Origin of the sequence: Pedobacter nanyangensis (assembly GCF_003313505.1) — a bacterium.
Classification (GTDB): Bacteria; Bacteroidota; Bacteroidia; order Sphingobacteriales; family Sphingobacteriaceae; genus Pedobacter; species Pedobacter nanyangensis.
In genome coordinates, this window is the sequence record NZ_QMHO01000002.1 from 321,573 (window position 1) to 337,158 (window position 15,586).

Genomic DNA, 15,586 nt, shown 5'->3' on the forward strand with positions numbered 1-15,586 from the left:
AAAACAAATGGCATTAAGTAGAATTTGGTCCGCATTTATCATTGTTGCTATTGTGGTAGCGGCGATTAAGTGCTTCTTTTTTGGGCAAACAGAAATTTTTAGCTGGATGGTAATTGGCAAGGCCGATGATCCTACCAACTTAACCAAGGTTGATGGTGTAATACAAACCTGTTGGAATGCTGTAGAAATGTGTTTAAAACTTATTGGCATTTTGGCTTTTTTTATGGGATTGATGAGCATTGCCGAAAAAGCGGGCGGCATTCGTTTATTATCGAGAATTGTGGGACCGTTCTTCTCTAAATTATTTCCAGAAGTACCTAAAGGGCATCCTGCTACCGGTCACATGGTAATGAATTTTTCGGCCAACTTATTAGGTTTAGATAATGCTGCCACGCCTTTTGGTTTAAAAGCTATGGAAAGCTTACAGGAACTTAATCCCAATAAATCCACTGCTAGTAACTCGCAAATCATGTTTTTGTGCTTGCATGCTGCTGGACTAAGTTTAATCCCCGTAAGTGTAATTGCATTAAGAGCTTCTTCCAATGCCTCAGATCCTACGGATATTTTTATCCCCTGCCTAATCGTAACCTTTGTAGGAACGCTAACCGCAATGTTGATCGTTTCCTTCAAGCAGAAGATAAACATCTTCCAGCCAGTAATTTTAGGATGGATTTTAAGTATTAGTGCGGTAATTGGCTTACTGGTTTGGTATATCACTACTTTAGGTTCCAAAGAAATCACCTCATTTTCTGGTTTGCTCAGCAGCGGCGTCATTTTATTTATTGTCCTGGTGATTTTGCTAGGCGGCGTCTACAAAAAGATCGATGTTTTTGATGCTTTTGTAGATGGGGCAAAAGGTGGATTTGAAACGGCTGTAAAAATCATCCCCTATTTAGTTGGGATGTTGGTAGCGATCAGCATGCTACGCACCAGCGGTACCTTTGATGTAGTGATTTTAGGGATTAAAAATTTCTTTACCTTTTTAGGTGCTGACACCAGATTTGTAGAGGCCCTCCCTACTGCACTGATCAGACCTTTAAGTGGTGGTGGTGCCCGGGGAATGATGGTAGATACGATGACTGCTTATGGCCCAGATTCGTTTGCCAGCAGGTTATCTGGTATTTTCCAAGGTGCTGCTGATACTACTTTCTATGTGATTGCCGTTTACTTTGGTTCGGTTTCCGTTAAAAATACTCGCTATGCTGTAGGCACCATGTTATTGGCAGATTTAGCGGGTGTTTGCACGGCCATTGGTTTAGCTTATTTGTTTTTTGGGAATAGCTAAAAACAAATCTTCAGGATAAAAAAAAGCCGCACCAATTTTTTAGTGCGGCTTTTTTATGTGGGGGATACTTACGGTTTATCCCACCAAACCCTAGTGGTTAAGTTATCTGCACCACCGTAAGGAAGCGCTGCTATGGCTGCATTATAGCTGGCCTTGTTAATCTGGCTTTCGTTAGCTGGATAACCTTCTCTACGAGGTATTGACGGTATACTTCCCGCGGGTGCCGGAGCAAGTACCGGATAACCTGTCCTTCTCCATTCGGCCCATCCTTCATATCCATGTAAAAACAAATGCACCCATCTTTGGGTAGCGATTTTTTCAATAGCATTACTGCTGGAGTATGCCACCTGAGGCTGTAGCAAATAAGCTGCAACGCCAGAGGTATTCCCCACCCATTGAGATATGGATGCGGTAATTGCATTTTTATAATAAGTTTCTGCGGCAACATCTCCGCCGGTTATCCAACCTAGATGCGCCGCCTCAGCCAATGCAAATTGGGCTTGTGCATAGGTTACCAGGTAAACGGGAGAATTTTGTTTTCTAACGGCAGCGCCCAACAAAGAGTAATCATTGGGTTCTACCACTACGCCAGTTCCGTAAGCCAGCCCAACGTATTGCCCCCCATTTGAAGCGGGATCGGCGTATATGGGCAGCCTAGGATCATTTAATGGTTTCATATAGTCCATTAGCGGTTTGCTAATAGCATACCATTTTCTATTGCTTCTGGTGAAAGAGGTGTACCAAAAGTTCTCATGAGCAGCTTCGGCAAGATGCGGATAAAACAGATTATCACTATTGCTGGCCATAATGCCGTTTGCCTGTGCAGCTAAAAATTCGGCTTTGCCTTTTATTTGATCTACTTTAGATAGTCGTAGTGCCATTAATAGCCTGATAGTATTAGCTAGCCTACGCCATTTTGCGGCATCTCCTTTGTAAATAAAGTCATTTTTCACCGTACCTGTAGTTGGCGAATTTGCTATGAGTGTATTGGCTTCATTTAAAAGTGTAAAAAGCGAGTTATAGATATCCTGTTGCTTATCGTATTTTGGCGTATAATTCTTATCCCCCTTTAACGCCTCGCTATAAGGCAAATCACCCCATCTATCGGTCATAAACCACATAAAATAGGCTTTAAGGATCTTGGCAATTGCCAACTGGTAATTTACTGGTCCTTCGTTTGCATTCAGTTCACTATTGATCACGGTTTCCAGGTTGTTTAACGGCCCGGTGTAGAAAGTGTTAAATGAAAAACTGGTAGCGTTATAGAGATCTGAACCCGGAAATAGGGTTAACGAAAGGTATTGTGGGTAGTGCACGCCATAAGTGGAGGTGCCAACACTACTTAAATAAAACTCGGAATTGGCGATGAGCTGAGTTCCGGATGCCTTACTGGGGTTATTGGGATCTACGTTTAAATCTTTATCAAATTTAGTACATCCCGTTATGAATATTCCAGTTAATAAAACGGAATATATCTTATTCAAATGCTTTCTCATTGTCTAATTATTAAAAACTAACGTTCAAATTCAAACCAAAGGATCTAACGGTTTGCAGTTCACCTTTTTCAATCCAGCTAATTGAAGCGCTGCCCGCCGACAATTCAGAAGGATCTAGTCCTTTAGGTGCTTTTTGCCATATCATCAAAGGATTTCTGGCGATAGCAGATATTTTCAAATTCCTGAAAGGTGTTTTCGACAGTAGCTTGTTACTTAAGGTATAGCCTAAAGCCAGCTCCCTAAGTTTAACATAAGAGGCATCGTACAGCCATTCTTCATAAATCAAATTACCCAAATAGGTACGGTAATATGTTTTTGCATCCACATATCCAGTAAATTCCTGTCCGCCAACATTGGTTGGTACGCCATTAATTGTTTTCATTGTTCCCGGAGCATATATGCCGTTTATTTTAACACCACCGCCGTTAGCTAAAGGGTCGCGTACGTTAACTCCTTTATCGTTGGTTGCGGCGGTAATTTCCGCAATCCCTGATTTTACAGACAACATTTGTGTCCAGCTAAAGAATTGACCACCTTTTTGGAAATCAATCATGACAGATAAGTCGAAATTTTTGTAACGGAAAGTATTCCTGAAACCACCGGTAAAGTCTGGTAATACCGACCCAAAGTCCTTGTTTGTTTTCATTACCGGATAGTTGCTGGCATTAAGCAAAATTTTGCCCGTAGCAGGGTCCCTGTCGTAGCCTTGTCCTACCAATGTACCAAAGGCAGCACCTTCGTTTGCATATAAATAAACCGTATTTGTTGAATTGTATGTGTTTGCGTCCAAGGTTAACGATTTAACGTCGCTGTGTAGTTCTTCAATTTTACTGGTGTTTTTAGCAAAATTCAATACCGAGTTCCATTCGAAATCCTTCGATTTCAATGGGATGGCATTTAAAGAAAGCTCAAGGCCTTTATTTCGTATTTTACCGGCGTTAATTTTGGTCGAGCTATATCCACTGGCTCCAGAAACGGTCAAATTAATAATCTGATCTTCGTTTAATTGGTTATAATAGGTTAGGTCGGCACCTACTCTATTATTGAAAAATTTTAATTCAGTACCTATTTCTATCGATTTTGCAAAGGAAGGTTTAATATTCTGGTTGCGCAAGGTACTTGGCAGGGTCATGGTATTAATGATAGAAGTACCATCTGCATAAGTAGCCCCGGCAACGAAAATCGGCGAAATTTCGTATGCTGCTAAATCTGAACCGGCTATGGCGTAAGAGGCTCTTAATTTACCAAAACTGAGGGGTTTCCATTTCATAAGATCGCTAAAAACCACACTTCCGGAAACTGAGGGATATACATAGGAATTATTGTTGGAAGGCAGGGCCGACGAGATGTCATTACGGACCGTTGCATCAATGAAATAAATGTCTTTATATCCAAAGGAAGCCATGGCATATAAGCTTCGCACCTGTTTCTTTCTTAGGTAGTTGGAAACCGAAGGCCTTTCTTTTGATGCTTCTACGTTATAGAAACCAGGGCTCGATAACCCGCCTACGGTTGATTGGGATAAGTAAGAATATTCTTGTGTAAGAATATTTCCGCCCCCGTTTACGTTTATCGAGATATCACCGAAAGATTTGTTGTACTGTGCCAAAAATTCGTAATTGTTTTCGGTATTTTGGTACTTACCTTCTGAATATCCATCAATATTGCCACCAGTTCCTCCCAATGCACGGTAACCCCTTAATCTTTGCACGTACATGTCAGACCTGATGAAACCGGTAAGCTTGAGTTCGGGCAGTACTTGATAGGACAGATTAATATCACCAAAAAAACGGTTCCTGTCATCGTAGCTTAAATTCTCATAAGCATCAAAATATGGATTGTTCCAATCTGGAGGGATGTTGTTAACGATAGTGCCTACGGTAGCACCGCTAGTGCTGGGATTTACGTTCCAGTGTTTGATGGTACCATCGGCGTATTTATAGTTTTTAAGTTCATGAATGTCCAAATTTCGTTGAAACCATTGAGATGCTCCAGTGAATGATCCTTTGTATCCCTGTGCAGGACGCAGGGCATCATTATTGGCATAATTTAGGTTGGCGCCGGCGGTTAATTTTTCTACAATTTTTAATGAAGTACTTAAGCCCAGGTTGTTTCTCTTTAGGTGTGTATTGGGATAGGTACCTTTAATATAGGTATTATTATAGCTTACTCTAATTGTAGCGTTGTCATTACCGCCAGAGATGTTAATTCCGTTATTGGTACTTAGCCCGGTTTCATAAAAATCTTTAATGTTATCAGGTTGGGGCAAGAAAGGAGTTAATTGACCAAACCTCGGATCCTGTGGATAAAAGGAATAATACATTCGTACTGGTGTACCATCCATTTTTGGTCCCCAGCTTTCGTCGTAGTTATCAATATATCGCTGTCCGGCCAATGGTGTAGATGTGCCAAAGGTGTTAAAGGTTTGGGTGCCCCCAGCGCCGTATAGGTTTTGCATAGGCAAAAAATTACCTACTTTTTCTATCATGTTGGCACTGCTAAAATCTACCTTGGTTTTTCCTTTTACACCTTTTTTAGTGGTGTACAAAATGGCGCCGTATTGGCCTCTTGAACCATATAGCGCGGCAGCAGCGGGTCCTTTTAGGATACTAACGCTTTCAATATCCTCTGGGTTCAAGTCCTGCGCCAGGTTTCCCAAATCCACGCCGTTGCTGGTGGAGCTACTAAAGTTTCCATTATTAAAGGGGGTGCCATCCACTACAATAAGCGGCTGTCCGCCGCCGGTTACAGAGTTTACCCCTCTTAGTTTAATCTTCTGCGTACCGCCTAAGCTGGCGCCAGAGGATCCGGTAACTTGGGCACCGGCTACTTTTCCGGCCAAGGAACCTATCACATTATTGTCTTTGGTCATGGTTAAATCTTCGCCTTTAACCTCTTGCACGGCGTAGCCAATTGACTTTTGCGAGCGTTTAATGCCCAAGGCCGTTACTACCACACCTTCTAGTGTTTGGGCATCTTCTGATAAGGTAATGTTCAAGGTAGCTTGATTTCCTACAGCAATTTCTTTGGTGGCGTAACCAATGTAGCTGAAAACTAAGATTGAGTTGTTTGACGGGACATTGATGGTAAAAGTACCATCGTTGTTGGTTGCTATGGCGCTTCCGGTTTGTCCTTTTACCGAAACGCTTGCGCCTGGAATGCCTGTTCCATTGGATGCATCAGTTACCTTGCCCCTTATGGTTTTTTGGGCATAAGAAAACAACGCAAACAGTAGCAAAGCCAACAAGGTTAGCGTAAACTTTTTGTTCATGGTTTGTTTTGTTAGTTGAATGATTAGTTGATTGTCAACTGAATATACGCACAATTACGCAAACTTCATCACAAACCGTTATTTTTTGTTAAATTTTGTTAAAACCTATCCTACGTTTAACATATTTGAATATCCTCGGGCTATCAGGCGGTTTTTAGTGGGCAGAAACACTTCGCACTGGACGTTGATAATGGTTCTCCCCTGTTTAACGATGCTTGTTTTTGCGGTAATTGTATCGCCTTCCTTTGCGGGTGCAAAATAATCGATATTGTTGTTAACCGTGGTATAGGCATTTGGTAAACCGAGGGTGAAAACGGTGGCGCCAATTAGGTCATCTATAATGCCAGCGGTAATGCCACCATGTAAAATACCGTAAGGATTGGTCATTTCTTTTCTAACCACATAACTGCAATGTAAACTGCCTTTTTCTGCACTAATTACGGTTGGTTTTAACCAGTTCATAAAATTGGAAGGTGAATTTTCTACTTCCTTTCCAATAAAGGACTGAAAAATTTTTAACCTGTTGTTGGCGTGGTTTTGTTGTTCCATTTCATAAATTTAGGGAAAATATAGGAACATGAGTAAAAAGCAGATTACCGCCGTAGTGGAGTTGGACAAATCGAGGTATAAGACCAAAGTTTTTGCCGATGGACATTTTATTTACGCAGATGAACCCGAAGAACTGGGCGGCACCGATGAAGGAATGGCCCCAGGAGCTTTACTGCTTGCTAGTTTGGGCAGCTGTACTGCCATTACCGTACGGATGTATGCCGATAGAAAACAATTCCCTTTGGAAACGATCACGGTAAGTTTGGCAATATGTGCCGAAGAGGAAATGGACAAAGGTACTGTGATAGCGCGGGAAATTAAGTTTACAGGAAATCTGGATGAAGACCAGATCAAACGTTTGATGGTTATTGCAGATAAATGCCCTATCCATAAGATGTTAAGCAATCCCATTAAGATCATAAGTAAATTATCCGTTTAAGCTGATTAAATCGTAGTGCGTTCCAATAAACCTTTCCTCAATTTCCTTTCGGGAATTACCTTTGTAACCCTTTGGTCTTCTGCTTCCTCAGCTACAAAAATTGGGCTAACAGCCGTACAACCATTGGTATTGTCTATACCCCGTTTTATTTTGGCGTCGGCCTTAATGTTGGGTATTTCCCACTGGTTTATGCGTAAGCCTATCCCTAGGGACAAACAGATTTGGAAGCAGATCATTGTTTATGGTTTTTTTAATGTGGGGCTGTATTTAGGTTTATATGTGGTGGCCATGCAAGAGGTATCTGCGGGATTAGGTTCATTATTTATTGCCATTAATCCGGTGCTTATTATGCTCATCAGTACCATTTGGTACAGACAGCCCGTTAGGCCAGTGGCCTTATGGAGTTTTGCCTTGTGCATGTTGGGTATGGTTTTGGCCGCTTATCCCCTTTTGCATGATAGCCACGCTAGTATTTTAGGCTTAGCTTTATTACTGCTTTGTAATATCTCCTACTCTGTTGGTGCCATCTATTTTGCCAAACAAGATTGGAAAGATACTCCTATTTTAACCATTAATGGCTGGCAAACCTTGGTAGGCTGCATTTGTCTGCTACCTTTTGCGGTTTACTTTTATAAGCAAGGTGCCAATGTTTTTAACGGCGCTTTTATAGGTTCTGTGGTTTGGTTGGCTATTCCGGCTTCTATTGTTGCCTCGCTGCTTTGGATGATGCTATTGAAGGATAATCCGACAAAGGCTTCGGCTTGGTTGTTCTTATGTCCCGTTGCTGGTTTTGCCATTGCGGCCGTTTTAATGGGCGAACCACTTACACTTTATACTTTGGCTGGAGTGTTGTTGGTTGTGGCAGGACTGTATATGGTGCAACAAATGAAAAGTGAAAAGTCCAGCTAAAACAGTTTGGAAACTCATTTGCTTCGCTTTCTTTAGGGTGACGTTTTTAACGCGAAGGTTTTGGAAGTTTTCGCAAAGGAGCGCTAAGTCTTTTATGGTTTGTGTTTTTGCGTTGTTGGCGTGTTTTTTTTGTGGTGATATTTTTAACGCGAAGTAGCTGTACTTTTTAAAATAGCCCTGATTGAAGTGCAAATACTTTTGCGTATTGGATTAGCGATGGGTGCAAAAGATTGGAACGGAAAGCAGGACTTTCGGGAGTTTTATGCAGGATTTTGCGCTTCTAAAAAAATTAAGCCCTGATGATTTTGTTTAAATGTGCTGAAACCTCCATTAAGTTTAAGGGTTTGTTTGTCCACGATGGCAGTGGAAACTGACGGTGCAAGTTTAACGTTTCGGCGTTTTTTAGGGACATCCGCAGGGATTCATTGATCTGGTCGATTTGCGCCGTTTCCAGCAATGGCTTGTTTTGCCGCTGCATGGAACCTAAGGTGGCGATCAGCACGTTTAGTTGATAGTTCAAAAGTTGCAGGCGGTTGATCAAGGGCCAGTTTAGCTTTTTGCGGAAAGGTTCCTTGTGTGCGGCCTTAATGGCTTCACTGAGCATTGACAGGCGTTGGTGACTTAATTTACGGGCCAAACGGGTTTGATGAATAGATGCAAGGTGGCTAGGTTTTAATGCCAAGGTTGCTTCAAGATATGAGTAGTTTGCCTTTAAAACTTCTGTCAATAAAGTGCTTAGCCTGGGGGCACTCCAAATAGGAAATAAAAAGGTGGCCGCTAAACACAGGGCAATGCCCAGCACGGTAAATAAAACCCGGTCTGATACCAATTGCCATAAATTGCCTTCGTAAACGTTTAAACATAGAATTACGCAAAGGGTAATGCCAATAACGCTGACGCTATAGGCCACGCGGTTAAAGGCAAAGAAAACAAATAGGCCAATAACGCTAATGGATAATTGCCAAGGAATGCCAACGCTATTAATGACCAACCAGCCTATTGCAAGGCCAATAACGGTTCCTCCAAAACGCTCTGCATTACGTTTGATCGTTTGCCCATAGCTTGGCCTGCTTACGATAACCATGGTTAGTAACAGCCAATAGCTATAATGCTCGTTGGAAAGCCATGTAATGAGCAATAAGGCAATTAAACACAGGGTTGATAAGCGTAAGGAAAAACGAAATATGGGCGACCGTAGTGAAAAATGCTGCTTGATTGCGCTGGCTTGTATGGGAGCCGGGGTTAAAAAATCCCGAACCCGAACTTCTTCTTCGTTTGATGGAATGGTGATATTTGGTTGATGGATAGCGGCAATTAGGGTGCTTATTTCATCGATATTGGTTAGGATCTGTTGGAGTAAACTGGCCTTTTGGTGATCTAGCTCATCCACTTTGTGACGCAATTGTAAGCGTAAACTTTCAAATTCGGTTAAGGCATCATTTGTGGGGCGGCTTAATAACTTGGCCAAAAGCTCAATGCTATGTTGGATAAGTGGTAAGGCTCCTGTAGATACAAATTGATTGCGCAGGTATGGGTAATCATAATGCACGGCACTTACCTGCTCATAAAGGTCAATAAGGTTGGTCGATTTTTCCAAAAAAAACTTTCCTTTGGTACTCACTTCACGCATTGCTCTTTCATCACTCAGTAACAGCTGCCTAATGAGTTCGTGCTGATTGGCCAGTTTTAGGTGCAAACGCATATTGCTTTGGTTGAAACCCGATAAACTGAACGCTGGATCGTAGCCTTTTGCCCTTAGTTTTAGCAAGGCTGCCGTATCCCTTTCAGTTTGTTTGATGGCCCTGCGCAGCGAGCGGTAGGGAAAAATCCAGATTTGGGAAAGGCTGATGATGGAATACCACAGCCCACCCCAAAAAATATAGCTGCCATACCACAAAGGATTTGCAGGTTTAAGGCCAATGGTAAACGTGGCCAAAATAATGCCCATTAAACCAATGGCATTCATGCGTTGGCCTACTATGCCCAGCATGGTTAACGTAAAGGTTACGAGGATTACCATAATAATCATTAAAGCCGGAAAGCTGGTACTCCAGGCGGTAATGGTAGCCACAAAAGTAAAAATAAGGGTACTAACCCAGGCAGCTTTGATTTTATCGCTACGGTTGCCGGGTAAATCAGTCATGCAAATCATGAGTGCGCCTATGCCAATGCCAATGGCCGTGGTGGGCCAGCCCAAATAAAAGAAGTAAATAATTGGAAGGATTACTGCCAAAGTATTGCGCAGGGCATCAACGCTGTGCTCACTTTTAAATAGCCTAACAATGGCCGAGAAATGCTTTTTTGGTTTGCTGCTCATTTGCAGCGGCAAAGGTAGTGTATTTTTAAGAGTAGTAAGGCCCCAGTAAATAATTTACCGGGGCCTTAATGCTTGTTTTGAATAGTTGGCACAACTGAGCTGGCAGCAAGGCCGGCCAGAGTTTGTTTTAGAAGCTCTACCTGTGGTTGGTGTGATCACCAATCTTAGCCAGCTAACTAGAAATTAAACTTGCCTTTATATCTCAATAACGCTTCGATATAGTAATAGTCGGCGTAGTTGATCGGGACATCAATTTCTGAATTTGCGGGAAGGTGCCCTGTGCTATGTTCCAATACGAAACCATAGTTGTCGCCAATTTTACTGGTGTAAGCTGTGCTTAGCGAGTATAGGATTTTATTGGCTGCTGCTTTGTAGCGTTTGGCATTTTTACTGTATTTGGCCAATTCGTATAGTGCTGATGCGGTAATGGCTGCCGCCGATGCGTCCCTGGATACATTCGGGATTTTAGGGTCGTTGTAATCCCAATAAGGAATGCCATCTGTCGGAGTGGTTTTGTTGCTTAAAATGTAGTTGGCAATGGCATCGGCCTGTGCTAAATAAGCGGCTTTTTTGGTGTAACGATACGACATGGTGTAGCCATACAAACCCCAAGCCTGGCCCCTAGCCCACGACGATTCGTTGGCATATCCCTGAGCGGTGGTTTTTTTGATGATGCCCCCTGTTTTTACATCATAATCTACCACATGCCACGAACTAAAATCAGGGCGATAATGGTTTTTGATCGTATTGTCTGCATGGCTGATGGCAATTTTATAGAAAGAAGAATCGCCAGTGAACTTGGTAGCCTCGAAAAGTAGTTCGAGGTTCATCATATTATCGATAATTACGGGATATTGCCATTTGTCGCCGTTGTGGTCCCAAGATCTGATTACACCTACGCTAGGGTTAAAGCGCGTTGACAATGATTTTGCTGCCTGAATAATGACCGACTTGTAAGCCGTATCGCCAGTTAGGCGAAGCCCGTTGCCAAACGGACAAAAGATCATGAAGCCCAAATCATGGGTGGCTCTGTTGAATTGTTCTTTCTTGATGTCCTCGGTATATTTTTTAGCGAGTTCAAGCCATTTTTTATCTTTAGAAAATTCGTAATAATACCACAGTTGTGCTGGGAAGAAACCACTGGTCCAGTCTCTGGAAACCACCATTTTTAACTGGCCTTTTTCCACTGTTCGGGGTGATACCTGATTGGGCTTGGTTTTTCTGGCCGAATCTACATTCTTTACCAAAATATCGGTTTGTAGTTCAGCAGATTTAATCGACTTTGCAACATCTATCTTTTGCGCCTGTGCTCCTAAGGCGGCCAGCAATAATGCGGCGGTAATTTTCAGTTTCATACGTTTATATCAGTTTTTTGTGTGTTTATGTACAATGGTTGTTTTTAGTGCCAACTACATCCAGATTAATGGATGCCGAATGGGTAAATTTCTGATCACTTCTGCATTGGTGGGCTTTAAATCCAGGCTTTTCCAAGTGTTAAACCAAGTTTGCTCACAAAAGTAATTGGCGCCAAATAAAAGAAAAGGTTGCGCTACCGGCCAGTTTTCCCAATACATTACGTCAGGTTTTAACATCCATTTTGATTTGTCGGCAATGTAGGGATATAGATACTCCAGTCCTTTTTTGATGGATTTGCCGTCGGTGGTTTCGTAAGTCCATAAATTATCTTTTGGTGTAGATAAAATTTGGCATAATGTGGTCATGGCATCTAAATTGAAAATGGCATAGCCATAGGGTTTGGTTCTTTTCATCTCCAAAGGAAAACTGCCATCATTGGCCATTTGATTAGGCAAAAACACCTTTTTGTACTGTAGCCTTAACGAATCGAGCATGGGCTGATCGTTTACCAATTTGGCAAATGAAGCTACTTGCATGGCCCAACAGGTTCCGTGGTTGTTTTTGGCGTTTTTTTCCGCAATCCCATTTTTATCGGTGTTTAACCAGAGGATATAGTCAGCAAACCATTTTTTAATGGTGGTTAAAGTAGCCTTGTCCAATGATTTTGATTGCTCCATCACCATTATTCCCTGGGCCACTTCCATTAAATGTATGGAGTCGATAATTCCCCAGCTACGGCCCGTAAACAAGCCCTTAATGGCTTGCGCATAAGCTAAATTGGGGTTCATTAGGGTTTCTTGGTTTACAAACCACGCTTTTAGGTGCACCATTGCTTGCTTCACATATTTCTCCTGGCCAGTAATTTGGTAAGCGGAGGCTAAAGCACCAATAATTTCGCTAAAGCGGATCATGGCATGACGGTGGGCCATAAAGTTTTCGGGGTTCGACATGCCATCTCTATTGATATATGGACCATCAGGGTTTTTGGGATCGGGCCAAAAATAATCGGCCTCTGAAAAGAAATCGTGTTTACCACCAGCGCTTTTTGGCGAACTGCTTGCGGTAACGGTAACAGGTTGTTGTTGCAAGGCCCAAGCTGCTTCCTTCAATACTTGCGCTTTTAAAGCGGCTGTAGCCTGCGTTTTAAAGCTGTTTTGAGCAACTACGTTGGTAACGGCAATGGCAGTAAATAATAGGAATAGTTTCAGGCTTTTCATCATGGTCATTTTGTTATTCGATGTTTAGAAAAACGGTTGGCAAACCGTTTGCACTTACGGATACGATACTTTTCTTTTGGTTGGTTTTAAGTTTAATAATTGCTCTTCCGTTATAAAGTTGCACTTTAGAAGAACCTGTTGAAGTACCTTGATCTTTAATTAATTCTCCGTCGCCAATTAAATTAAAACTCACTTCATTGGCTGCGTCCAAACATCGTACTTTATTGGCATCGTAGGCTTTTACTTCAATGGTGGCTATGCCATCGGCTTCGCCAATTTTATTTAAGCTCAGTTGAGTTGGTTTGCCCCATTTTTCCGTTTGATATTCTTGCGTAATTTCATCGGTAACAATTACTTTTCCTTTTTTAGCTACTACCTTAAAATGATAGTTTCCTTGTTGCATGGGTACTGCCCAACGTAGGCCAGCTGCAGGAAAATCTTGGCTGTTGCGTTTCCTGATGCCTGCGCTTTTACCATTTACAAAAAGTTCCGCTTCATCACAGTTGGAGTACACTTTCACCATTTTTTCTTCGCCTTTTGCCCCCCAACGTACTGGCCATGAGTGCCCATAAATATGCGCCATGGGCGTATTTGTCCAATAAGATTGGAAAATATAGAAGGATTCTTTTTTGGTGAAATCACGTTCGATTACGCCCTTTTGATTGACATAAGGCACAGGGTTTTCGGGGCGTATTGGCGTGCTAAAATCTTTAAAAGGCCAATAGGCGGTTCCTGAAAGCCAGGGCATGGTTTCTTGTTCTTTCAAATGCCAGTCGATGAGGTTGGCGATATAGCTTTCGCTCCAATCACCATCTTTACTTACCCTAGCAGCACCGCCATATAGGGAAGCATCTCCTGCTCTTTCATCGGCTCCGCCGCCTTGCCTGATCTTCAGCAGCGCATTGTCTGGATTTTCGGCGTGGCGCCTTGCGTGGCTATCTCCGCCCCATTCTACGTGCAGGAAACGGTCTGATTTATCAAACTCAGCCTGCGATACACTTTTATATTCGGTGTAATTACCGCGGTACCATCCTGCCCAAATAGATGGCGAATAGACATCAACAATATCCCTGCAAAAATCACAACGCCTGATGGCTGTACTTCTAGAAGGATCGAGCTGGTGCGAAAGATTGTTCAGTTCTTTCATGTAGGTGCGTATTTTTTCTTTGTCAAACTCGCTGAAATCGCCAGGCCAATCGTTTTCGTTACCTAGGCCCCAAATAATAATGGAAGGATGGTTGTAGTGCTGCTCAATCATGTTGGTAAGCATGCGTTTGCCTTGCGCTTGATAAACAGGGCCACCCAAACCGCCACGGCACCAAGGAATTTCTTCCCAAACCAATATTCCCAAACTGTCACAAAGATCAAGGATAATTCGGGATTGCTGGTAGTGCCCCAACCGGATGAAATTTACGCCCATTTCCTTCATCATCTTCATTTCGGTCACCATCATTTCTTCGGTCATGGCGGCGGCCACACCGGCATGATCTTCATGTCTGTGGGTTCCGCGTAGCAATAAACGTTTGCCATTGAGCATGAACGGTCCCTTTTTAACAAACTCGAAATGCCTAAATCCAATTTTTTGGTTCAGTTGATAGGTTTGGCCATTGGCTGTTAAACTCAGTTTTACTTCGTATTGTTGCGGCAATTCTGTTGACCATAGCTTTGGCGATTTAAGGTCGGTTTGAAGTAGTAGGGAATCTCCTTGAAAGGTATGGATACTTTTATCGATATTTAAGATATTTTTCCCGTTTGGATCAACCAGGTTAATTTTTAAGGAGGCATTTTTGAGCTGGGCCGGATTAAGCAACCTTGCTTTGATAGACAGCTTGCCCAAGCTTCCTTTTGCGTCTACCGAGGCATCGGCAAAAATCTTATCTACTGCTAATACAGGGTTGTAAACAAGATTTAGATAGCGATAAATTCCGCCATACACGTTAAAGTCGGAAAGACTGGAAGGCATCATTTCTAAATCTCTGCTATTGTCGCAACGGATAATAACCGGAATTTTGCCCTTAAATTGAGTTTTGTAAACGGGTAATTTCTTAAATGCCGCTACGGCATCGGTAATATCGGCGGTCCACTCATCATAGCCACCTACATGAGTAGCTACTTTAGTGGTATAAATGTAAACTTCTGTTTTTTGTCCTGCACCCTCAAAATGGAGCAGGGTTCTGCCATTGGCGTAAGGATTTTCTACGTCGATATTTGTGCGGTACCAACCTGGCCCCTGATAGTAATGCACATTGGGATCAGTGGCATCGGTGGCGTTAAAACAGTGCGGAAGGTTAACTTTTTGCCAAAATGGAAGCTCCTCAGGGTTACCTTTTCCCACTGGACGTACGGCTTCCCAAATACCGCCCAAATCTTGTTTCACAAATTCCCAACCGGTATTTAATCGTTTCAAATTTTGGGCCTTTAAACCTTGGCTTGCTGCAATGAAGCATAGTAACAGCAGTTTGATTTTTTTTAACATACTAAGTTTTTATTTGGTTCAATACAGGGTTTTTCCTGCATTTTTATCCCTGTAAGCTACAAAACCCATTTTACTTCACAAAAGCGTAGCCTGTGCCAAATTTGATGACTATTGGCGTTGATAGCACTGAAGTTTAGCTTTGTTGGTGGAATAAATAACTTGAACACTTCGATTGTTTTGATGGTTTTTGGTTTTAATTTACTTAAAAACAGCTTGTTATGATTATTTTTTTGCGATGTAGGCAATACGTTAATGCTTTTTTTTCCAATAA

10 protein-coding genes are annotated in these 15,586 nt (G+C 42.2%); 3 read left to right on the forward strand and 7 right to left on the reverse strand.

Annotation, left to right across the window (positions count from 1 at the left end):
* The first annotated feature begins 7 nt into the window (after positions 1-7).
* The gene (locus DUT71_RS04530; protein ID WP_113661339.1) at positions 8-1,285 is read left to right on the forward strand and encodes a nucleoside recognition domain-containing protein; all 1,278 of its coding nucleotides are present in this window, start codon (positions 8-10) and stop codon (positions 1,283-1,285) included.
* Between the two features lie 68 nt (positions 1,286-1,353).
* Here the strand turns inward: DUT71_RS04530 and DUT71_RS04535 are convergent, their stop codons facing one another.
* The 3 genes from DUT71_RS04535 to DUT71_RS04545 all read right to left on the reverse strand — a co-directional run bounded on the left by DUT71_RS04535 (position 1,354) and on the right by DUT71_RS04545 (position 6,601).
* A complete protein-coding gene (locus tag DUT71_RS04535) occupies positions 1,354-2,781 on the reverse strand; it encodes a SusD/RagB family nutrient-binding outer membrane lipoprotein (protein ID WP_113661340.1) in 1,428 nt (475 codons plus the stop codon).
* Between the two features lie 10 nt (positions 2,782-2,791).
* The gene (locus tag DUT71_RS04540) at positions 2,792-6,052 is read right to left on the reverse strand and encodes a SusC/RagA family TonB-linked outer membrane protein (RefSeq protein ID WP_113661621.1); all 3,261 of its coding nucleotides are present in this window, start codon (positions 6,050-6,052) and stop codon (positions 2,792-2,794) included.
* Positions 6,053-6,157: 105 nt separating this feature from the next.
* A complete protein-coding gene (locus tag DUT71_RS04545; protein ID WP_205313842.1) occupies positions 6,158-6,601 on the reverse strand; it encodes a PaaI family thioesterase in 444 nt (147 codons plus the stop codon).
* A 28-nt stretch (positions 6,602-6,629) separates the two neighbouring features.
* Here DUT71_RS04545 and DUT71_RS04550 point away from each other — a divergent pair, with 28 nt between their 5' ends.
* Positions 6,630-7,040, forward strand: coding sequence for an OsmC family protein (locus tag DUT71_RS04550; RefSeq protein ID WP_113661341.1), 411 nt, complete (start codon positions 6,630-6,632; stop codon positions 7,038-7,040).
* 15 nt (positions 7,041-7,055) lie between these two features.
* The gene (locus DUT71_RS04555; RefSeq protein WP_205313844.1) at positions 7,056-7,949 is read left to right on the forward strand and encodes a DMT family transporter; all 894 of its coding nucleotides are present in this window, start codon (positions 7,056-7,058) and stop codon (positions 7,947-7,949) included.
* A 289-nt stretch (positions 7,950-8,238) separates the two neighbouring features.
* On the opposite strand, the gene DUT71_RS04560 is transcribed toward DUT71_RS04555, so the two are convergent.
* From DUT71_RS04560 to DUT71_RS04575, 4 genes are all read right to left on the reverse strand, one after another.
* Positions 8,239-10,266, reverse strand: a complete 2,028-nt coding sequence (locus DUT71_RS04560; RefSeq protein WP_113661343.1) for an FUSC family membrane protein — start codon at positions 10,264-10,266, stop codon at positions 8,239-8,241.
* A 176-nt stretch (positions 10,267-10,442) separates the two neighbouring features.
* A complete protein-coding gene (locus DUT71_RS04565) occupies positions 10,443-11,621 on the reverse strand; it encodes a glycoside hydrolase family 88 protein (protein ID WP_113661344.1) in 1,179 nt (392 codons plus the stop codon).
* Between the two features lie 54 nt (positions 11,622-11,675).
* Complete coding sequence (locus tag DUT71_RS04570; RefSeq protein WP_240186851.1) at positions 11,676-12,842, reverse strand: alginate lyase family protein; 1,167 nt, start codon at positions 12,840-12,842, stop codon at positions 11,676-11,678.
* A 10-nt stretch (positions 12,843-12,852) separates the two neighbouring features.
* On the reverse strand, positions 12,853-15,315 hold the full coding sequence (locus tag DUT71_RS04575) for a glycoside hydrolase family 2 TIM barrel-domain containing protein (protein ID WP_113661345.1): 2,463 nt from the start codon (positions 15,313-15,315) through the stop codon (positions 12,853-12,855).
* Positions 15,316-15,586: the final 271 nt, after the last annotated feature.

Coding starts and splice junctions, on each gene's coding strand:
- DUT71_RS04570 (WP_240186851.1), bottom strand. CDS start 12,842: ATGATGAAAAGCCTGAAACTATTCCTATTATTTACTGCCATTGCCGTT.
- DUT71_RS04550 (WP_113661341.1), top strand. CDS start 6,630: ATGAGTAAAAAGCAGATTACCGCCGTAGTGGAGTTGGACAAATCGAGG.
- DUT71_RS04530 (WP_113661339.1), top strand. CDS start 8: ATGGCATTAAGTAGAATTTGGTCCGCATTTATCATTGTTGCTATTGTG.
- DUT71_RS04545 (WP_205313842.1), bottom strand. CDS start 6,601: ATGGAACAACAAAACCACGCCAACAACAGGTTAAAAATTTTTCAGTCC.
- DUT71_RS04575 (WP_113661345.1), bottom strand. CDS start 15,315: ATGTTAAAAAAAATCAAACTGCTGTTACTATGCTTCATTGCAGCAAGC.
- DUT71_RS04565 (WP_113661344.1), bottom strand. CDS start 11,621: ATGAAACTGAAAATTACCGCCGCATTATTGCTGGCCGCCTTAGGAGCA.
- DUT71_RS04535 (WP_113661340.1), bottom strand. CDS start 2,781: ATGAGAAAGCATTTGAATAAGATATATTCCGTTTTATTAACTGGAATA.
- DUT71_RS04540 (WP_113661621.1), bottom strand. CDS start 6,052: ATGAACAAAAAGTTTACGCTAACCTTGTTGGCTTTGCTACTGTTTGCG.
- DUT71_RS04560 (WP_113661343.1), bottom strand. CDS start 10,266: ATGAGCAGCAAACCAAAAAAGCATTTCTCGGCCATTGTTAGGCTATTT.